The organism is Shewanella sp. FeAMO (assembly GCF_053653955.1).
In genome coordinates this window covers 1858565-1879410 of the sequence record NZ_CM132201.1, presented here as the reverse complement: position 1 = coordinate 1879410, position 20846 = coordinate 1858565, and the positions used below count along the sequence as shown (strand labels likewise).

Sequence of the window (20846 nt, the reverse complement as noted above, 5' to 3'; positions counted from 1 at the left end):
AATTTTGGCCAGCAAAAAGCCCTCGGCTTGGCTGCACCGATTTCAGCATTGACAGGGGTTAAGGGGCCGACTGCAGACTGGCCCCTTGGATTTTAAGATCAGCTAGGCCGCTCGGGTGCGTGGCAGCGCTGCTGCGCTCGCCACTTGTCAGCCAGAACAACTGTGGCATCAGAGGCCGGTAAGGCTTCACGGCCGCGGATAATATCGGCGGCCTTCTCTGCCAACATTATGGTCGGTGCATTGAGGTTGCCATTGGGAATGGTGGGGAATACGGAAGAGTCCACGACTCTCAGTCCTTCAATGCCATGCACCCGGTTTTGCGGGTCCACCACGGCCATGGGATCTGTGCCCATCTTGCAGGAACAGGATGGATGATAAGCACTCTCTACCGAGCGACGAACAAAGGCATCGATCTGCTCATCGGTTTCCACCTTGGCACCAGGCTGGATCTCTTCTCCGCGATAACCATCGAATGCCGGCTGATGAATAATCTCCCGGGTCAGGCGCACACAGGCGCGAAAGCCTTCGATATCATCCTGGTGCTGCAAATAGTTGAAACGTATCTGCGGATGCCGGTGCGGATCGCTGCTCTGTACCCTGACCCATCCCCGGCTCTTGGGCTTATTGTGGCCGATATGCACCTGAAAACCATCGCCATCAAAGGCTTCCCGGCCGTCATAACGCATGGCGGCGGGCAGGAAGTGATACTGGAGATCCGGTGCGGCCAGGCCCGCCTTGGAGCGGATAAAACCGCAGGATTCAAAATGGTTGGTCGCCCCGAGTCCCGTCTTGGTAAAGAACCAGCGGCTGCCGATCAGGAACTTGTTCCACCAATCCAGTTTGCGGTTGAGGGAAACTGGCTGGGTGCAACGGAACTGAAAATAGAACTCCAGATGATCCTGAAGATTCTCCCCCACCCCGGGCAAGGCATGCTCCAGCTCAATACCGGCTTCTTTAAGGACTTCGGGCGCACCTATACCGGAAAGCTGCAGCAGATGGGGCGAGCCCACAGGACCTGCTGAAAGGATCACTTCACCGCCCATGCAAACCATGGCCTGCTGCAACTTGCCGCCGCATTCATAGCGCACCCCGGTTGCCACCTTGTCCTGCAGCAATACCTTGTGCACCAAGGCGCCGGTCACCACTTTTAAATTATCCCGTGTCATGGCCGGACGCAGATAGGCATTGGCCGTAGACCAGCGCACACCATTTTTCACCGTCATATGCATGGCGCCAAAGCCTTCCTGCTGGGCACCGTTGTAATCATCCGTGGCCAGGTAACCGGCTTGCACACCGGCATCAACAAAGGCCTTATACAGAGGATTAGCCATGCGGTTGCCGTTGTTGACCCCCAAGGGCCCTCTATCGCCTCGATACTTGTCACCGCCAAAGGCCCAAGTCTCGGCCTTTTTGAAATAGGGCAAGCAATCGGCGTAGCTCCAGCCCTCGGCGCCACTGGCTTGCCACTCATCAAAGTCATGGGCGTGACCGCGGACGTAGACCATGCCGTTGATGGATGAAGAACCGCCGAGCACCTTGCCCCTGGGACAATGCATGCGCCGGTTGTCCAGCCCCGGTTCAGGCTCGGTTTCAAACTGCCAGGCATACTTTTGGGTATTCATGGGAATGGACAACGCCGTCGGCATCTGAATAAAAATGCTGCGATCGCTGCCGCCGGTTTCCAGCAACAAGACCCGTTTGTTTTTATCTTCGCTCAGGCGGTTGGCCAGCACGCACCCTGCGCTACCGGCACCGACAATGATGTAATCGAAATTCTGGTTCATAACAGCTCCTTAAAATGGACTTTCCAGGGGCTGCATGCCGACATAAACCGATTTGGTCTGGGTATAGGCCTTGAGGGTTTCACTGCCGTTCTCCCGGCCGACTCCCGAAAGCTTGTAGCCACCGACGGGCATCTCCGAGGGTGAAGCGCCATAGGCATTGATCCAGCAAATCCCGGCCTGAAGCCTATGAATCACCCTGTGGGCGCGGCGAATATCGCGACTAAATACCGCAGCAGCCAGACCAAGGGCCGTATCGTTGGCGCGGCGGATCACTTCCTCTTCATCGTCGAAAATCAACACAGACATCACAGGGCCGAAGATCTCTTCCCGGCAAATACGCATCTTGTCATCACAGTCGACAAATACGGTCGGCTCAACAAAGAAACCCTCTGGTGCCGAGTCCGGCGTCAAGGGCTTGCCACCGCAAAGGAGCCTCGCCCCCTCAGCCTGCCCAAGGGCGATATACCCGAGCACCTTGTCTCTGTGCGCGTGGGATATCAGGGCGCCGAAATTAGTGTCCGGCGCCATGGGATCGCCGGCCTTGATATTGGCCATCCTTTGCTGCAAACGTTCGATAAAGGCCGGGTAAAGATTGCGGGCGACATAGACCCGGGTACCATTGGTACAAACCTCTCCTTGGGTATAAAAGTTGCCCAGCATGGCGGCGCTGACGGCATCTTCCAGCTCGGCGTCTTCAAAGATGATCAGCGGGGACTTGCCCCCCAGTTCCATGGTGACATCCTTGAGACTGGAGGCCGCTGCCGCCATCACCTTCTTGCCTGTGCCCACTTCGCCGGTAAAAGACACCTTGGCGATATCCTCACTGTGAGTCAGCCATTGACCTACTTCGGCCGCGCCCTGCACCACATTGAACACCCCGGCGGGCACACCAGCTTCGATAAAGATTTCCGCCAGCTTCAGCGCGCCGAGCGGGGTCTCCTCTGACGGCTTGAAGATCATCGCGTTACCGGCGGCCAACGCCGGCGCCGACTTCCAACAGGCAATCTGCAAAGGATAATTCCAGGCGCCGATACCGGCACAGATCCCCAGAGGTTCACGGCGGGTATAGAAGAAATCATCGCCAACACTTTGCTGACAGCCTTCCAGGCCCACCACTATGCCGGCGAAGTATTCTATGGCATCGGCCCCTGTGACCACGTCCACCACAGACGCCTCCTGCCAGGGTTTACCCGTATCCAGCACTTCGATTTTGGCCAGCTCATCGTTGCGCTGCCGCAGCAGGGCCACCGCCTTCAACAGCACCCGGCTGCGGGCCATGGCGCTCATGGCTGACCAAGCGGCAAATCCGCGTTTGGCACTGGCAATGGCCGCCTGTTTGATGGCCTCATCGGCCACTTCAACGCGGTATTGCACCTGGCCCGTGCCAGGGTTAATCACCTCAAAGGATTCACCCGAGGCGTTGGCCATATAACGACCGTCAATAAAATTCTGATAAACAGGCTGTGTCATCAATGTACTCCGTGATAGGCCAGACTTTGGTCAATGAAATCGATACACCAGGATTCTGCGGCAGCAAACGCCTGCTCAGGCTCAGGACTGAGAGCACTGCGCAGCCAAAAACCGTCAATCATGGCGGCCACCTGCTCGGCACTCTTGAGCGCCTGCTCCCTGGGCAATAACTGTTTGAAAGAGAAGGCCAGGTTACTCTGCAGTCTGGCACTGTTGACCTGCTGCAACCTGGCAAGCCCGGGCTCATGCATGGACTGAGCCCAGAAATTAAGCCAGGTACGGGTAGCCGCCCCCGAGCGTTGAAACTCGGTGAAGTTGGCCGCCACTATGGCGTGCAGCCGTGCCTTGGGGGAAAGCTGCCGCTCTGCCGTTTGCGCCAGCAAAGCCAGCTTCAGTTGCTCCAGCAAATGCCGCAATGTCGCTTCAATCAGCTCCTGCTTGCCACCGAAATAATGGCTGATGATCCCCGACGACAACCCGGCCAAGCGGCTGATGCTGTTGATGGTGGTATTGTGTAAACCATTGGCGGCCACCGAGGCCATAGTGGCATCGATCAGTTGCTGGCGGCGCACGGGTTTCATTCCAATCTTGGGCATATTTTTTATTAATTGACCGTTCAGTTAAAAACAAGCCTAATGATTTGAACTGTAATTATCAACCTGACCGGAGCCGAGTTTTCAGATCACACAAGTCACAAAAGAGTGATTTACCTCACAGCAACAAATGCTTACGTTGCTTGAAATTCATCTGAAAAAGTTTCTATTTACCGATAAAACTTCGCTATTTCTGAGGTTTTCACCGAAAAATTACTGCAGAACGACCCAAGTGTTTACCGCCAAAATAGTTACAACAGATATCATTTGAGATAAAACCTTATGACTCACTCTCTAACCCGATAGCGCAGATAAATGCGCCTATCGCTCCGGACCTAACCTGCTGCTTGGAAGCCGGACACTGAGATTGAGACTGGGGCTGAGGATAAGGCGATGAGTAGGGGGAAGCAGAGAATAAGGTGACAATGAGAAAGAGTGATTAGAATGAGGAGTTATGACCAAAAAAGAGGAGTCATGATTAACAAGAGGAATACTGAACCTGGAAACCGACTAACGCTGAACCATGTTGATAGATGAATAAAGTGAAAAGGCGGATAAAGCGCAAGACAAGAGTCCCTACGAGGGACTCTTGCATCAGATGAAATCGGCTGAGCAGAAAAATAACTGCCGCAGCAAGACCTATGACCGACGACCGAAATCTATCAGGGTGCTGCGATACAGTTCGAGCAGCGCCTCGTTGCGCACCCCTACCCCAACACTTTGCGCCGGCATATCGCTCCAGTCATCATGGGGATGGCGCCGCTCGTAGGTTTTCTGCATTGTGTGGCCAATGGCCGGCCCGGAGCAAACCACCCGCACAGGCCCTTTTCTCAGGGTAAACAGGCTGGGATCTATCACATAGGCAATCGCCGAGGGGTCGTGCACATGGCAGCCGGAAATTCCCAGGCTACGCTGGTAAAAGTCGAGATAGAAACGGCTTATCTGGTGAATAAAGCGTCCCGGCTCACCGGCTTCATCGCGCAGCTTATCCAGATACTCGGGCGTAAAGAAACTCTCATGGGTCACATCCAGACCGATAATCACCACGGGCCAGTCGGCAGTAAATACGATATCGGCCGCCTCGGGATCGTCATGGATATTGGCTTCGGCAAACGGGCTGACATTGCCCTGATGGCCGTTAACCCCAAAGGCCCCGCCCATGATCACCACTTCTTTAACCAGTTTGGTGATCCCGGGTTCATGCTGCAGCGCCAGTGCCAGATTGGTCAGAGGCCCAACAGCCACCAGAGTGATCTCCCCCGGCTGCGCCTTGAGCTGCTCGACGATATACTGCCATGCCGGACGGGGATCGGCGCTTAGGCTGACATCGGCGGCGGTGACTTGCAGATCGCCAAAACCGGTATCACCATGAACTATGGTGGTAGGGCCGACAGGAGGGCGCGACAACGGCTTATCCGCCCCCATGGATACGTCTGCCTTCATGCCGTATTTCTGTTTCAAGTAAAGGGCATTGCGAGTGCTGTTTTCAATGGTGGCGTTGCCAAATACTGTGGTGATACCGATAAGATCCACAGATGCATGCCCTTCGGCAAACAGAATTGCCATTGCATCATCAATACCGGGATCTGTATCCAGGATAATTTTCTTCGTCACAATCCAGCTTCCTTTGTGATGTTATTGATATTATCTGTGCCGCTGCAAGCCGGCGGCACTGGCCCATTCTAGCGCTAAATCTCACGCTGTGCGCCCCATAATACCGCGCCCTATCGAGGAAATGAGACACAGGGGTCAGTATCTGTTCACCTAAGGGCTATCACTGCAATATTCGGCTCTCATCCGGATAAGTTTTACAGCCCATAAAAGCGGCGAAACGCGCAATCAAGCGGCATGAACCACCGCGGTATTGCAGGCAATTATTGCTTTTCTGACAAATGCCTACAGCAAAGATGCTGTTCTTGATAGTCGCGAGCGAATAGGACTTTAGTCTGATATCAGCCACAACCACCTTCCATTAACATCGATACATCAAAACAACAACAAGAGGTGTCCCATGAATGCTGTGCTGTTGATGTTAATGGGCCTGGGCGCGATGGCGGCCGGCTATTTTGTCTATTCAAAATTCATCTGCGAAAAAATCTTCAAAGTCGATCCCAACTTCGTGACTCCTGCACACGAGATGCAGGATGGTATCGACTATGTGCCCACCAATAAATATGTGCTTTGGGGCCACCACTTTACCTCTGTGGCCGGAGCTGCACCGATTATCGGCCCGGCTATTGCGGTTATCTGGGGCTGGGTGCCGGCCTTCCTCTGGGTGGTGTTCGGCACCATCTTCTTTGCCGGGGTGCACGATGCCGGCGCCATCTGGGCCAGTAACCGCAACAAGGCCAAATCCATAGGTGCGGTCACGGGTGATGTTATCGGCGAGCGGGCCCGCAGCATCTTTATGGTGGTGATATTCTTGGTGTTGCTCATGGTTAACGCCGTGTTTGCCGTCGTCATTGCCAAGCAGTTGATCAACTTTCCCAGCGCTACCCTGCCGGTTTGGGGCGCCATAGTGGTGGCACTCATCATAGGCCAGCTCATCTACCGCCGTCTTATCAACCTCTTGGTGGTGTCCATTGTCGGCGTGGCAGCATTGTACGCGCTCATCTATATCGGCCCGTCTTTGCCGCTGGCATTGCCGGAAACCCTGGGGCCGCTGTCGGATAACCAAAGCTGGATCATCCTGCTGTTTGTTTATGCCGCCATCGCCTCGCTGCTGCCGGTATGGATGCTGCTGCAACCACGGGACTATATCAATGGTATTCAGCTGTTTATCGGCTTAGGCTTGCTTTACGGCGCCGTGCTTCTGGGCGCGCCTGATATAGTGGCACCGGCCTTTAATACCGATGTGCCCGAAGGCACTCCATCCATAGTGCCACTGCTGTTTGTTACCATTGCCTGCGGCGCGATTTCCGGCTTCCACGGCCTGGTATCCAGCGGAACCACCTCGAAACAGCTGGATAAAGAGCCGGATGTACGTTTTGTCGGCTACTTTGGCGCCATAGGCGAAGGCTCTCTGGCACTGGCGGCCATCATAGCCGCCACAGCGGGTTTTGCGACCCTGGCCGACTGGCAGGCTATCTATCACGCCTTTGGTCAAGGGGGCGTCAGCGCCTTTATCAAGGGCGGCGCCAATATCCTCGAATCCGGGATAGGCATGGACGAAACCATGGCGCAAACCCTACTGACGGTAATGGTGGTGCTGTTTGCCGGTACCACCATGGACACAGGCTTGCGGCTGCAGCGTTACATCTTCCAGGAATGGGGCAGCATCTATAACCTCAACTGGATGCAAAATGGCGCCGTCGCCACTCTGCTGGCCGTGGGCACCTGCTTGCTGCTGGCCTTCGGCGCCGGCGGTGACGGCTCGGGTGGCATGCTGATCTGGCCGCTGTTTGGCACCACCAACCAGTTACTGGCTGGCCTGACATTGTTGGTAATCACAGTGATGCTGGTGAAACTGGGTCGCCCCATGTGGTATACCCTGGCTCCGCTTATCTTTCTGCTGGTGATGACCACCATGGGCCTGCTTATTCAGCTCAAGGGCTTCTACGACAAACAGGATTGGTTCCTGTTCACTCTGGACTTGGTGGTACTGATCGCCGCCATAGTGATTTCACTGGAGTGCAGTGCCACGCTGAGCCGTTCGCTCAAGGCGCGTAAAACTGCGGCGGAGAACGACTGATGAAGCTGGCGAAGATCAAGGCATTGGTCAAAGACCTGAGCTACCTGGCGGAAGAGGCGTATAACGCCCCTTTTCGCTCGGCAGTCGCCCGCGCCCGCAGGGAGCAGGACGATCTTTTTATGCTGCTGATCTTCTCCGAAATGATGGGGGTACCCAACCCGGCCAGTTACTACACTCTGGAGCTGCAGCCCTTGATGCTGGAAAAGTTCCATGACTGGCACCTGCGTATGGGTATGCCCCACTCACCGCTGGATCAGTTCAGATGCTGTTGAAACAAGATGTTAATTAAGGACGGGCTATGGCACAGCTGACCGACAAACGTATTCTGTGGGTGGGTGGCAAAGGCGGTGTCGGCAAGACCACTGTCTCCTCCTCACTGGCCCTGTTGGCGGCCGGGCGCGGCAAGAAAGTCCTGCTGGTGTCCACAGATCCGGCCCACAGCCTGAGCGATGCCTTTGCCAAGCAGATAGGCGATCACTGCACCCGGCTGGCACCGAATCTGGATGCCCTGGAAATCGACCCGGATGAGGAAGTGCGCCAACATCTCGACCGTGTCAGCCAACAGTTGAAGAGTTTTACCCGCCCGGAGATGTTCGCTGAAATCGAGCGGCAGATGCGCCTCACCCGACAGTCTCCCGGTGCCCAGGAAGCCGCCTTGCTGGAGCGGATTGCCAAGACCCTGGAAAGCGGCCTCGGTGAATACGATCTGATTATTTTCGATACCGCGCCCACCGGCCATACCCTTAGGCTGCTGAGCCTGCCTGAGGCGATGGCCGCCTGGACCCAAGGTATGCTGAGCGCCAATCAGAAATCAGAAAAGCTCGGCGCCATGCTGTCGCACCTGACACCCGGGCGGGGGCGTGATGTCGATAACCCCTTCGACGATCCGGCCGAGCACGCCACCGCAGGAATGGCACCGCGCAACAAGGCCATAGCCGAAACCCTGTTGGCCCGCCAACGGCTGCTGCAGCGCACCCGTGAGCTGATTAAAGATCCGCAGCAAACAGGGCTGCTGTTTGTCCTGACCGCAGAGAAGCTGCCTATTCTGGAAACCTGCCGCGCCGTAGCCAGCCTGCAGGCCGAGCAGTTACCGTTGGCAGGTTTGGTGGTCAATCGACTGCTGCCACCCGAGGCCGACGGCAGTTTTCTTGCCAAACGCCGCCAGCAGGAAGCCGTACACCTCGAAGAGATAGACGTAAACTTTAGCAAGCTGCCCCGCTTTCGACTGCCCCTCAAGGAAACCGATATCCAGGGCCTGAACGGTCTTGAACAGATGGCGACAGAACTGGCCAAAGCCGGGCTGTAAATTCAGCCAATTTCCCTTCAATCGTTTGGCCTATTTCACCAAACGCAGACAACACCTGCACCCAATCGCGAGCTCCGGCAAGGGGCTACTGATATCAGAAGGTATACCTTTGACACAGCCAAATCCGCAGCATAAGAGACGCCGAAGCCTATAAAACCAATCACCAGAAAACTTCACAAGGCTTTGAATTTAAACATATAAAAAACAATCAACTCAAATCAAGAAGGCGCAGTGACGCAGCAGTCTCTACATCTCAACGTTGCCTGTTACCAAGATCACCAACCTCAAAGTTAACAAAATTTAAACAATCGCTTGATTAAAACCAGTGTTAGCCATATACATGAGGGTGCAGAAGTTTAGCAGTTGCGAAATAAACCAACATTAACCAGCAACTTCGTGGACTAACCTATGAAAAAGCTAATCGGACATGGAGATTGGCCCAGTGCCAAAAGTCTGTTCTCTGCCCTGATCCCCGGCCTGTTTACGCTGGGAACCCTACCCCTAGCTGCAGCTGAAACGCAAACCACCCAGGCGGTCGACAGCCTGGCGCAGCAATGTTTTATTATTCAATCGCCAACCAATGGCCAGTATCTGCATCGCTTCCATCAGGGAGGCACTGTGGATGATGGTCTGAGTTATCGTTTCGATAATATCAGCCAGGCCGAGGCCAGTGCGTTTTACTTCAAACCCAGTCGCCGCGGTCATTTTATGATGACAGACGCAGATGGCCGCTTCTTTGCCAGCCATCTGCCGGCCGAAGTCAGCGCCGGTCGTTACCCGGGGGAATTTGCCGAGTGGCGGGTTGACGCCGAAACAGCACCATCCGGTGAATTCAGTTATCGCTTTCACGCCGTGGGCCTCAATCTGGGACTCAGGCACAACTACAGCGGCGGAGGCTTGTATTTCTTCGATCTGCTCAACCCTGGAAACAACACTTCAGAGGCAAGCTTCAAGCTGGTTGCCAGTGACGCCTGCAGCGCGTTTCCCGAGGTTGAAGTCAATGCCAGTGGTGATTTCTCCGCCCTGAAAGGCGATGCTTCACTGCCGGTGCGGGGTCTGGTCGATGCCCACACCCATATCACCTCGTATGAGTTTATGGGCGGCAAGATGATGCATGGCAAGCCGTTCCACCGCTGGGGGGTGACCCAGGCGTTGAACGACAGTGCGGTGATCCATGGGCCGAATGGCTCACTGGATCTCATCGGCAATCTCTACTCCTTCAACGACGCCAACTTCCGCTATGACACCCGAGGCTGGCCGGACTTCCCCTGGTGGCCCAATCACGAGCAGATGACCCACTCAGGTTACTACTACAAGTGGATTGAGCGCGCCTGGCTAGGCGGTTTGCGCCTGATGGTCACCCATCTGGTGGAAAACGAGGTGTTGTGCAACGCCCAGAAAACCATCAATCCCGCCAGTTGGGTCAACCCCAACGACTGTAACACCATGAACAGCATTCAGTTGCAGATTAACCGTCTCAAGCAAATGCAGGAGTATATTGATGTGCAGTCCGGCGGCCCCGGCAAAGGCTTCTTCCGCCTGGTGTCCTCGCCTCAAGAGGCTCGCGAGGTCATTGCCGACGGCAAGCTGGCGGTGCTGATGGGCATAGAGGCCTCAGAGCTGTTCAACTGCGGTATCAAGGATGATTGCAACCGCCGCCAGATTGAAGAGCAACTGCAGCAAGTTTATGCCAAGGGGGTGAGAATCCTGTTCCCGACCCACAAGTTCGATAACCAACTGGGCGGCTCAGTGGTGGAAGACGGCTTTATCAATATCGGTGAAGTCTTGGCGACGGGCCATTTCTTTGAAACCCAGGCCTGCGACGCCGACACCCAGGGCAGACCATTCAAGTCCGGTTTCCCCATTTTGGGCGAAATCCCAGTGCTCAAGGATATTCTCAATGCCGTGGGTCTCAATCCCCAGTACGACGAGAACATGCTGCACTGCAACAAGCATGGCTTGTCCGAAAAAGGCGTCTACCTGGTTAACCGCATGATAGATATGGGAATGTTGATAGAATTGGATCATATGTCGGCACAAACCGCCACCAGTGTGATGGATATTGTCGAGCAGCGCCAATATGGCGGGGTGATCACCAGCCACAGCTGGATGACTGATGGCACCCAAGGCAGACTGCACCCCAACACCCTGCGCCTGGCCAAGGTCGGCGGTTTTATGGCGCCCTACAACAGTAACGCCAACCATCTTGGAGGCAGTATTGATAGATACCTGCAGTTGATAGCCGATACTCCTTTTCTGCCGGGTGTCGGCCTGGGAACCGATATGAGTGGCCTCGGCGCTCAGGCCGGTCCCAGAGACGATGCGGCCACTAATCCACTGCACTACCCCTTCGTCAGTGAGTTCGGTATCCAGTTTGAGCGTCAGGTATCGGGGAATCGTGTATTTGACTTCAATCAGGATGGCATGGCCCATTACGGTATGCTGGCTGATCATCTGCAGGATGTGCGCGAGCAGCTTGGCGGCAGTACCTATGAAGCCTTGATGAACTCGGCCGAAGCCTATCTGCAGATGTGGGAGCGCGCAGAAGCCCACAGGGATGAAGCCTATATCAATCCACTGCCGACCTATGTGCGGATAGTCAACCGCGCCTCGGACAAGTGTATGGATATTCCGGGTAATGGCAGCGATATGGTCAATGGCACAGATGTGATCCTCTATGATTGTGAACGCGACGCCTGGGATCAACGCTGGAGCTTTGATGCCGACAAACGCATGTTCAGCAACAAAGCCAATCCATCCTTGTGTTTGGACAATCGCGGTCAGGCCTACAATGAAGGCGAAATCGTGGTATGGGAGTGTGTCGACAGCGACAATCTGCGTTGGGATTATGACGGCCGCTTTATTCGCAGTGCCCATGACGCCAATATAGTGGCCGACGCCTATGGCCGTGGCAACGATGCCCAAGTGGGTCAATGGCAATTTCATGGCGGCGCCAACCAGCAATGGTTGCTCAGGCCTGAGATGACTATTCACCGCTGGGTCAGTTTGCGGGATAAACGTACCGGGCTATGTATCAGCGCTCCCGAACAGGCCCAAAGCGGCAGCCTGGTGAACCTGGACAACTGCAGCAACCGTCAGGGGCAAAAATGGTACTTCGATCCGATAAAAGGCAGTATCAAACTGGCTGGTGACGCGGGACTGTGCCTGCACATTCCGGGTGGCAATACCCAGGATCATAGCCAGTTGGCACTGGCGCCCTGCGATGCTTCCAATCCGGCTCAGGCATTCGATAAAGACGGCAGCGTGTTCTCAAGCCGAATGGCACCCAATCAGGTGCTTGATGCCTCGGGAGAACAAGCCGGCGCGGCTCTGATCCTCTACCACCACCATGGCGACAGTAATCAGAAGTGGAAGTCCAGCCTCTGATCCAAGCCCTTAAAAAACAGCAAGGCCGGTTCAATGAACCGGCCTTGTTTATTGTGATTTTTTTTACTTGGTGTTAAACCAAGCTCGCCATAAAAGACTTAGGCTTCAATGCCTTTGCTGGCCAGGAACTCATCATAAGTGCCCTTGAAGTCGCTCACGCCATCAGCGCTTATCTCTATGATACGGTTGGCCAGAGATGAAACGAAGGCGCGGTCATGGCTGACAAACAGCAAGGTGCCTTCATAGAGCTCGAGGGCGTTGTTCAACGACTCAATCGATTCCATATCCAGGTGGTTGGTTGGTTCGTCCATCACCAGAATATTGGGCTTTTGCAGCATCAGCTTGCCAAACAGCATACGCCCCTGCTCACCACCGGACAGTACCTTGACAGATTTCTTGATGTCGTCGGCGCTGAACAGCATACGGCCCAGCACTGAACGCACCGCCTGATCGTCATCGCCTTCCAGACGCCACTGACCCATCCAGTCGAACAGGTTCATATCATTTTCAAAGTCGCTGGCATGATCCTGGGCGTAGTAGCCGATACGATGGTTTTCAGACCACTGAATGGTACCGCTCTTTTGTGGCAACTCGTGGATCAGAGTACGCAGCAAGGTGGTCTTACCCACGCCGTTTTCACCCAGAATCGCGATACGCTCGCCCACTTCGGCGATAAAGTTCACATCCTTGAACAGCAGCTCATCGTAACCATTGCTCATATTCTCAACAATCAAAGCGTTACGGAACAGTTTCTTCTCCTGCTCGAAACGAATGTAGGGGTTAACCCGGCTGGAAGCCTTGATCTCATCCAGCTTGATCTTGTCGATTTGACGGGCACGGGATGTGGCCTGTTTGGCCTTGGAAGCGTTGGCAGAGAAGCGCGCCACGAAGGTTTGCAGCTCGGCAATCTGTGCCTTCTTCTTGGCGTTTTCAGCCACCAGGCGCTCGCGGGCCTGAGAGGCGGCTGTCATATATTCATCATAGTTGCCCGGATAGACCCGCAGCTCACCATAGTCCAGATCCGCCATATGGGTACAGACAGAGTTGAGGAAGTATCTGTCGTGGGAAATGATGATCATGGTGCTGTTACGCTGGTTAAGCATCTCCTGCAGCCAGCGAATGGTATCGATATCCAAGTTGTTGGTCGGTTCGTCGAGCAGCAACACATCGGGATCAGAGAACAAGGCCTGTGCCAGCAGCACCCTGAGTTTCCAACCCGGTGCCACTTCACTCATGGGGCCAAAATGTTGTTCCAGCGGAATACCCACCCCGAGCAGCAGCTCACCGGCGCGGCTTTCTGCGGTATAACCGTCCATTTCGGCAAACTGCATCTCAAGATCGGCCACTTTAATGCCATCTTCTTCGCTCATTTCCGGTAAGGAGTAGATGCGATCGCGCTCCTGCTTCACCGCCCACAGCTCTTTGTGGCCCATGATCACTGTATCGATAACGCTGTGCTCTTCATAGGCGAACTGATCCTGGTTCAGCTTACCCAGACGCTCGTTGGGATCCAGCGACACATTACCCGAGGTTGGCTCCAACTCACCGGAAAGGATCTTCATAAAGGTAGACTTACCGCAGCCATTGGCGCCGATAAGGCCGTATCTGTTGCCTTCGCCGAATTTAACCGAGATGTTTTCAAACAGCGGCTTGGCGCCAAACTGCATGGTGATGTTAGCTGTCGTTATCACTGTATGATTCCAAAATATCCAGATGCGGGACCGGGCCATGTAAAGCCGCGTCCAAGAGCCCAAGGCCTGTGATTGGCCGGGTAAATAAAGCCGGGCACTATAACATTCCTGCGTGAATTATCAACCAAACTCGCGGGCAGCCAGCGAGATAAAATAGTGCAACCATATGTTTATAAAAGACTTTAAAAATCTTCTGCAAGCAGATTAAAAATCCAGATCGCGGCCACACACCAAGGTAGTTTCCGCCTTGTTTGTTGCAAAAGTGCTGTAACAGCCAAGTTCAGCGCGCAAAATATCCGCAGGCAAGGCATATCCCGGCTCACCATTGATAGTGATGCTCTCGCTGTCCTCGGTGTAATCCGTGCTCAGCGTGGTGCCATCGGCCAACTGCCAGCGACTGAGAAATGAGTGCACATTGGCACAAACCATGATTTCACACTCCAGGGTCTTTTGGCTGTCACCCTTGATCACTATGCACTCAGTGGTTTTCTCGCCGCAGCCCGCCTGAGCAGGCACAGAGATGGCGCTCAGCAGCAAGACACCGCCTAGCAGACTCAGCTTAGCTGCCGCGGTTAATTTTCTGGATTGCATTTTCCTACTCCTTTCCCATTTCGTTTCTCATTCCCTGTTGCCCTTGCTGTGACTCGCTCGGTCAGCGATATCCAGCCCCAAGCTTATATTGACCAAAGGCTCTTATAGACTAAAGGCTTTGACAGGCTAAGGGCTCAGGCCGTGACCGCCGACTGTCTTTTTCGGCAGGCATTGGTGCTGAGCAAAGGCAAACCCCTTATTTAAACAGGAAAAACAAGGCGATAAAACAAGAAAACAATAAAAAGCCGGGGCAATTCCCCCGGCTCGAACGCTGAAAGAGCTTAATCCAAAGACTTACGCCGCAAGCGGTTGGCATTGGTCACCACAGTCAGTGAAGACAGCGCCATTGCCGCGCCGGCCACCACAGGGCTCAGCAATATTCCTGTCAGCGGGTACAGCACCCCGGCGGCAATAGGGATCCCCAGAGTGTTGTAGATAAAGGCGCCGAACAGGTTCTGCTTGATGTTGCCAAGCGTCGCCCGCGACAGGGCAAATGCCCCGGCCAAGCTGCCCAGCCTTGGGTTAAGCAAGGTCAGGTCGGCGCTCTCTATGGCAATCTCTGTGCCTGAGCCCATGGCAATGCCGACATCGGCGGCCATCAGCGCCGGGGCGTCATTGATCCCATCACCGACCATGGCCACCACTTCACCCTGTGCTTGAAACTTATTGACCCAGGATTGCTTTTCATCCGGCAACACCCCGGCGATGACTTCCTCAATCCCCACCTGACGCGCCACCGCTTCGGCGGTGGCCTGGTTATCACCACTGAGCAATACCAAGCGTTTACCCTGGGTCTTGAGCGCGGCCATGGCTTCTTTGGCATCGGCTTTGATTGGGTCACTTATCCCCACCAACGCCAGCAGCTGATGATCTCGGGCCACCAGCACCTGGGTGTGTCCAAGCGCCGCCCCCTGCTCCAGTCTTGCCTGGTGCGTCTCGGTCAGCCTAATGCCCAGTGCGTCCATTAGCTTGCTGTTACCGACCGCCCACTGTCGGCCTTCAAACTGCCCCAGCAGACCTTGCCCCTGGCGATAGTCAAACCCCTGCGGCTCACTCAGTACAACCTCTTTGGCTTTGGCGGCATCCAGCAGCGCCGCCGCCAATGGGTGGCCCGAGTGTTGTTCAAGGCTGGCCACGGCGCGCAGTAGCTCGCGCTCATCAAAGGCATCATCAAAAATATCCACCTGGGTGACGGCGGGCTTACCTTCTGTGATGGTGCCGGTCTTATCCAGCACCACACAGCTGACCTTGCTGGCGGTTTGCAGCGCCTCACCGTTTTTCACCAACACCCCCATGGAAGCGGCGCGGCCGACAGATACCATGATGGACATAGGCGTCGCCAGCCCCAAGGCGCAGGGACAGGCGATAATCAGTACACTGGTCAGCACCACCAGCGCATGGGACAACGCGGGCTCAGGGCCGACAAAATACCAGATGATGGCCGCCAGCAGCGCAATCACCACCACCACAGGCACAAACACGGCAGCTATCTTGTCTGTCAATCGCCCTATGGGCATCTTGGAGGTCTGGGCCTCCTGAACCAGGGCGATAATCTTCGCCAGGCGGGTATCGGCAGGCCCGGCAGTAACTTGGTAAATAAGGCTGCCGTTTCCATTGACTGTGCCGGCGCTCAGACTGTCGCCCACGGATTTAGCCACGGGAATGGGTTCGCCTGTGAGCATGGACTCATCGAGCAGCGAACTGCCTGAAAGCACTTCACCGTCGAGCGCCACTCTGTCACCCGGGCGCAGTCTCAGCTTGTCGCCCACCACCAGCGTTGCTATGGCCACGGTTTCATCGCCGTTTTCGGTGATCTTGATGGCCGTATTGCTCTGCAGGCCAATAAGCTTCTGCACCGCTTCACTGGTCTTGCCGCGGGCTCTCAGCTCCAATGCATGCCCAAGGTTAATCAAGCCGAGGATCATCACACTGGCCTCAAAGTACACATGACGGGTGCCGTCGGGGAAAAAGCCGGGAATAAGCACCACCAGCATGGAGTAAAGCCACGCTGTGCCCGTACCCAGGGCAATCAGCGTATCCATGTTGGCACTCTTGGCCTTGAGTGAGCGCCACATACCACTGAAGAAGTGCCCCCCGGTGGTGACCAGCAGCAACAAGGTCAACAGCCCCATGGCGCCCCAGATAAGTTGGCTTTGGCTATCGTGGATCATCATGTCACCACCGGCCAGACCCCAGATCATCAAGGGGATCCCCAGCCCGAGACCGGCGATGGCCTGTCTGATCCGGGTGCGATATTCCCTGGCATCATGCTCGGCCTTGTCGGCCATGGCACTGGCGGCGTCGGTTATCGGCTCGGCGCGATACCCGGCTGAGAGCAGCAGCGCAACGGCTTCAGCCACTGGCAAACCTGCGGCCACGCTCACCTGCTTATCGGCCAAGTTGACTCTGGCCTCGACCTCTTTGGTGGCAAAGGCTTTTTCTATCTTGGCCACGCAGCTGGCGCAGCTCATATCCGGCACAAACAGCAGTGTGGGGTTGGCAGGGTGAGCCGTGGCGGCCTTGTGCTTGACAGCTTTATCGGCATGCTTGCCAGTTTCAGCTTCAGTTGTAGTTGCGGCCACTGCCGGTTTCAAAGTGTCAGCCTGAGCTTCTGTCTCAGTCTCGGTATCAGCCTCGGCATACTCATCGCGCCAAGGCTCGGCGGTATACCCGGCGGCCTTTAACAGCTCGGTCAACTCAGCGGCGGTTTTATGGCTTTTCAGTGCAAGCCGTTTCTGTTTCAGATTGACTGTCACCTCGGCTTCATCGCTGAGCGCCTTACGAATACTGGCCTCACAATGACCACAGGTCATATCGCCAACATAAAAGTGGAAGTTTTCCGGCTCACTTGTATTACCTGGCGCAAGCGTTGGCGGGGTAAAGCCTGCGCCGGTTATCAATTCGGCCAGTTCGGCCGCGCTCTTGTGACTTTTCAGCCGCAGCTGTTTGCCTTTAAGGTCGACTTCTACCTCAAGCTCATCAGCCAGCGCCCTGCGAAGCTTACTCTCACAGTGGCCGCAGTTCATATCGGCAACATGGAAGTTAAAGCTGGCAGGGGCTTCAGGGCTGGGCTCTTGCGCGCTGTCACCGGCACCGGGAGCCGCAATCTCGGCCTGCTCAGCGTCATAACCTGCGTCTTTCAGTCTCGCCAGCGCCGTGGCGGGGGTAAGCTCAGCGCCCGGGGCGAATGTCAGCGTCAACGACTTATCGGCCACCTCGGTAGCGGCTTCTACGCCGTTATCGTCGGCAAACAGGGCCCTTATCTTGCTGGCGCAGCCGCCGCACTTCATATTCGTTATGGTGAATTGTATCTGGTCCATTGGAAACTCCCTTCTGTGCCCCTCGCAAGCGAGGCTGGCTCAACACTGAGATAAAGGTTAAAGTCTCCAGTAACGGGAGAGTCAAGCTCGAAAAATCATCCGTGAGATAAAAGGTGCACTGACTCTCAACAATGCGCTTGCGGCGCGACAAAATAGCCCACAATAGTCCAAATACGGCAGAAAGCGGGAGTTTGACGATGAAAATAGGCGAAGTGGCCAAGGCAACAGGTCTGAGTATCAAGAGTATCCGCTATTACCATGACATAGGCTTGGTTGAGGCCCATAGAGGCGACAACGGATATCGTGAGTATCGGGCAGCCGAAATCGAGGCGCTCAAGTTTTTGCAGCACTGCCGCGAGCTGGGCTTTACCTTGGATGAATGCCGGGATCTGTTGCAACTGAAACACAATCCCAAACGCTGCGCCGAAGATGTCAAACGCCTGGCCAAGGGGCACCTGCAGGCGCTGGAAGAAAAGATGACCAGACTGGCCTCACTGCATGCCCAACTGAGCGAGCTGGTATCTCAATGCCGCGGTGGCAGCCAGTCTAAATGCGCCATCATAGATGGCCTGTCCAGCGAAGCCAAACAGGCCTGAAGTTGTCACTCAGGCAATTTGGCTTGCTGCCCGGGCCGCGCCAAGGCTGCGGCATTGTCCAGCTTCAGTGCCGGCAGCGTGCCCGCCGGGGTGAAATCAAACACCATGCCGTAGAACACCAGCTCTGACTCCAATGCCAGTATCTTGTTGTGGGGCTGGCGAAAGCCGTGCCCCTCCCCCTCAAAGCCGATAAACGCCGTGGGAACGCCCTTATCTTTCAGCGCCTTAAAGATATGCTGCGACTGATTCGGTGGCACCACCTTATCTTCGAGCCCTTGCAACAGCAGCAAAGGTTCATTGAATCCCTGCAGATGATACAGGGGCGAGCGTTCACGATACACAGCCTTCATTTTGGGGTAAGGGCCTATCAGTTGATCCAGGTATCTTGACTCAAACTTATGGGTTTCCTTGCCCAGCACCTCGATATCACTGATCCCGAAATAGCTCACCCCGGCCTTGAACTTGTCATAGAAGGCCAAGGCCGAAAGCACGCTCAAGCCACCGGCACTGCCGCCGCGAATCGCCAGTTTGTCAGCACTGACCCAGCCTTGGTCAACTAAAAACCCGGCGGCCCAGACGGCATCCTCAACATCTGCCTTGCCCCAGTTGCCATAGAGACTCTGGCGATATTGGCGACCAAAGCCGGTACTGCCACGGTAATTGAGCTCAAACACGGCAAAGCCGCGACTGGTCCAGTACTGAATGGCGCTGCTGTAAGCCCGGTTGGCCTTGGCGGTCGGGCCACCATGCAGCATCATCAGCAGCGGCGGCCGGGTGTCCGGCAGGGGTTGGTAGTCACCATTTACCGGCGGATAAAAATAGCCGTGAGCCTTGTCTCCCCCCTTGGTGGTGAACTCCACATTGATGGCGCGGGAGATATATTTGGGATCCAATCCGCTGATCTCCGGGGCGTACACAAGCTCTGTACCGCGGCCGGAAACCTTGTAGATGCCGCGCTCGGGTGTTGGCCTATTGCCAACAAAATACACCCCGTCAGCCCCTTGCACCACCTGCCTGATATCGGCAAAGTCGGCGGCCAAAGGTTCAATGACCCCAGTCTGCAGATCCAGTCGCAGCAATCCGGCATCGCCTTCCTTGTTGAAGCTGGCTATTAGGGTGTTTTCATTCTCAAAGGCGTAAGCATGCTGGCCCAGCTTCCAGGCAGGGCCGCCGATTTCAGCCTTGAGTTGAGTAACCTGCTCGATACTGCCGTTGGCATCCAGCCGATACAGGTTCCACCAGTTGTCATAGTCGGCAATAAAATAGAGCACACCGCCAGGGCTGAACAGGGGTTGCATCAGTGCGCCCTTGCGCTCAGGGGCGATTTGGCGAATATTGGTCAACTGTCCCTTGCGGTTGAGATCCCCAAGCCACAACTGGGTATTATCCCAAGGCATGTTGGGGTGTTCCCAGGTGATCCAGGCAAGCTGTGTATTGTCGGCATTAATTGCCGGAGAACTGATAAAGTCGTGACCATCGACGAAGATATCCCCTTCACCGGAGAAATTCAGGTTAATGGTCACCAAACTGGCCTTGGGCTCTCCCGGTTGGCGATGATCTTCCCGGACACAGATAATCCGTGAGCCCTTGGGATAAGAGATACAGTCGCCGTGACGGGTGCCATTGGGTGTCAGTGCCAGCGCCTCCTGATTGGGCGCTATCCGGTAAAACAGCTGATCCTGCCCCTTGGTGACAAACAGGCTCTGGCCTATGCCGAGAAAGTCGCCTCCGCCATATTCATGAACGCGGCTGCCAATACCAAAGGCCGGCGCCACCACACTGGTAATGCTGCCGTCTTTTTCGAGACGCTTGATCCCCACCTTGCCACCTTCGGCCGGGCTGGATTCCGAGAAATAAATCGCATCACCGACACTCTGCAGCTCACCTATTGCCGAGGCACTGCCGTAGACTTCGGCGGCTCCCAAAGGTGAGACCCAGCTGCCATAAGCGGCACTAATCCTCTGTTCATTGTTGGCAGGAGCTTCTTGCTCCTGCGCAGGTTGACCGCAACCCTGCAACACTGAAGCCATCAGCGCTGCGGCCAGAATTCGCTTTCCGGGATTGAAAATCATGGTTTCGTTTCCCCCAACACCTGCCCAGGGGCAGGCTGAAACTACTACAACTTAAGTCTTGTGTTTTCTTGGTTTTTCTTATTTTTTATATCTGGCACAGAACCACTGCAAAACCCTGTACTGCTGCAAACTGGATAATCCAAAAAAGATGCAGATCCAAGGTGAAAGCAAATAGTACCAGGTGATGGGTTCTGTGGAGCGACCGCTGAGAAGCAGGTAGAAGAATCCGAAGTAGATTACCATGACCCCCACGACTCCCACCAGTAAAAGCAGGCGCTTGATTTGTTTCTCCAGCCAATGCATGGGTGAGTGTTTATACCTCTGGTGCTTTTACCTTTTAGTAGG

The 20846-nt window shown here is 55.2% G+C and carries 14 protein-coding genes and 1 pseudogene; 5 read left to right on the top strand and 10 right to left on the bottom strand.

The window, feature by feature from the left end; genetic code table 11:
• Nucleotides 1-98 precede the first annotated feature (98 nt).
• The 4 genes from betA to ACWAU4_RS08455 form a co-directional block, all read right to left on the bottom strand.
• Complete coding sequence (gene betA, locus ACWAU4_RS08470; protein WP_101059105.1) at nucleotides 99-1784, bottom strand: choline dehydrogenase; 1686 nt, start codon at nucleotides 1782-1784, stop codon at nucleotides 99-101.
• Between the two features lie 9 nt (nucleotides 1785-1793).
• Nucleotides 1794-3254: a betaine-aldehyde dehydrogenase gene (gene betB / locus ACWAU4_RS08465; RefSeq protein WP_101059104.1), complete on the bottom strand. Its 1461-nt coding sequence runs from the start codon at nucleotides 3252-3254 to the stop codon at nucleotides 1794-1796.
• Nucleotides 3254-3850: a transcriptional regulator BetI gene (betI, locus tag ACWAU4_RS08460; RefSeq protein WP_025886595.1), complete on the bottom strand. Its 597-nt coding sequence runs from the start codon at nucleotides 3848-3850 to the stop codon at nucleotides 3254-3256. The genes betB and betI overlap by 1 nt, the downstream gene beginning before the upstream one ends.
• A gap of 636 nt (nucleotides 3851-4486) precedes the next feature.
• Nucleotides 4487-5461 (bottom strand): nucleoside hydrolase, encoded by a 975-nt coding sequence (locus ACWAU4_RS08455; protein ID WP_101059103.1) that lies wholly within the window; start codon nucleotides 5459-5461, stop codon nucleotides 4487-4489.
• 397 nt (nucleotides 5462-5858) lie between these two features.
• On the opposite strand from ACWAU4_RS08455, the gene ACWAU4_RS08450 reads away from it, so the two are divergent.
• The 4 genes from ACWAU4_RS08450 to ACWAU4_RS08435 all read left to right on the top strand — a co-directional run bounded on the left by ACWAU4_RS08450 (nucleotide 5859) and on the right by ACWAU4_RS08435 (nucleotide 12231).
• Nucleotides 5859-7538: a carbon starvation CstA family protein gene (locus ACWAU4_RS08450; RefSeq protein WP_025886591.1), complete on the top strand. Its 1680-nt coding sequence runs from the start codon at nucleotides 5859-5861 to the stop codon at nucleotides 7536-7538.
• Nucleotides 7538-7810: a cory-CC-star protein gene (locus ACWAU4_RS08445; RefSeq protein ID WP_025886589.1), complete on the top strand. Its 273-nt coding sequence runs from the start codon at nucleotides 7538-7540 to the stop codon at nucleotides 7808-7810. The genes ACWAU4_RS08450 and ACWAU4_RS08445 overlap by 1 nt, the downstream gene beginning before the upstream one ends.
• Nucleotides 7811-7836: 26 nt before the next feature.
• Nucleotides 7837-8844 carry an ArsA family ATPase gene (locus ACWAU4_RS08440; protein ID WP_107004562.1) on the top strand — a complete coding sequence of 336 codons (1008 nt, stop codon included), beginning with the start codon at nucleotides 7837-7839 and terminating at the stop codon, nucleotides 8842-8844.
• A 408-nt stretch (nucleotides 8845-9252) separates the two neighbouring features.
• Nucleotides 9253-12231, top strand: coding sequence for a ricin-type beta-trefoil lectin domain protein (locus tag ACWAU4_RS08435; RefSeq protein ID WP_208125734.1), 2979 nt, complete (start codon nucleotides 9253-9255; stop codon nucleotides 12229-12231).
• Nucleotides 12232-12329: 98 nt separating this feature from the next.
• Here the strand turns inward: ACWAU4_RS08435 and ACWAU4_RS08430 are convergent, their stop codons facing one another.
• From ACWAU4_RS08430 to ACWAU4_RS08415, 4 genes and pseudogenes are all read right to left on the bottom strand, one after another.
• A complete protein-coding gene (locus ACWAU4_RS08430; protein ID WP_025009796.1) occupies nucleotides 12330-13922 on the bottom strand; it encodes an ABC-F family ATPase in 1593 nt (530 codons plus the stop codon).
• A gap of 204 nt (nucleotides 13923-14126) precedes the next feature.
• The gene (locus ACWAU4_RS08425) at nucleotides 14127-14513 is read right to left on the bottom strand and encodes a hypothetical protein (RefSeq protein ID WP_096141344.1); all 387 of its coding nucleotides are present in this window, start codon (nucleotides 14511-14513) and stop codon (nucleotides 14127-14129) included.
• A gap of 281 nt (nucleotides 14514-14794) precedes the next feature.
• Nucleotides 14795-17002, bottom strand: coding sequence for a heavy metal translocating P-type ATPase (locus ACWAU4_RS08420; protein WP_260851817.1), 2208 nt, complete (start codon nucleotides 17000-17002; stop codon nucleotides 14795-14797).
• A gap of 189 nt (nucleotides 17003-17191) precedes the next feature.
• A pseudogene (locus ACWAU4_RS08415) lies at nucleotides 17192-17803 on the bottom strand (heavy-metal-associated domain-containing protein); the annotation flags it as partial.
• A 227-nt stretch (nucleotides 17804-18030) separates the two neighbouring features.
• Between ACWAU4_RS08415 and ACWAU4_RS08410 the strand changes: the two are divergent.
• On the top strand, nucleotides 18031-18429 hold the full coding sequence (locus ACWAU4_RS08410) for a MerR family DNA-binding protein (RefSeq protein ID WP_096141346.1): 399 nt from the start codon (nucleotides 18031-18033) through the stop codon (nucleotides 18427-18429).
• Between the two features lie 5 nt (nucleotides 18430-18434).
• Here ACWAU4_RS08410 and ACWAU4_RS08405 read toward each other — a convergent pair whose 3' ends face one another.
• Both ACWAU4_RS08405 and ACWAU4_RS08400 read right to left on the bottom strand, forming a co-directional pair.
• Nucleotides 18435-20501, bottom strand: coding sequence for a S9 family peptidase (locus tag ACWAU4_RS08405; protein ID WP_375336443.1), 2067 nt, complete (start codon nucleotides 20499-20501; stop codon nucleotides 18435-18437).
• Between the two features lie 78 nt (nucleotides 20502-20579).
• Nucleotides 20580-20804, bottom strand: a complete 225-nt coding sequence (locus ACWAU4_RS08400) for a hypothetical protein (protein WP_025009792.1) — start codon at nucleotides 20802-20804, stop codon at nucleotides 20580-20582.
• Nucleotides 20805-20846 lie beyond the last annotated feature (42 nt).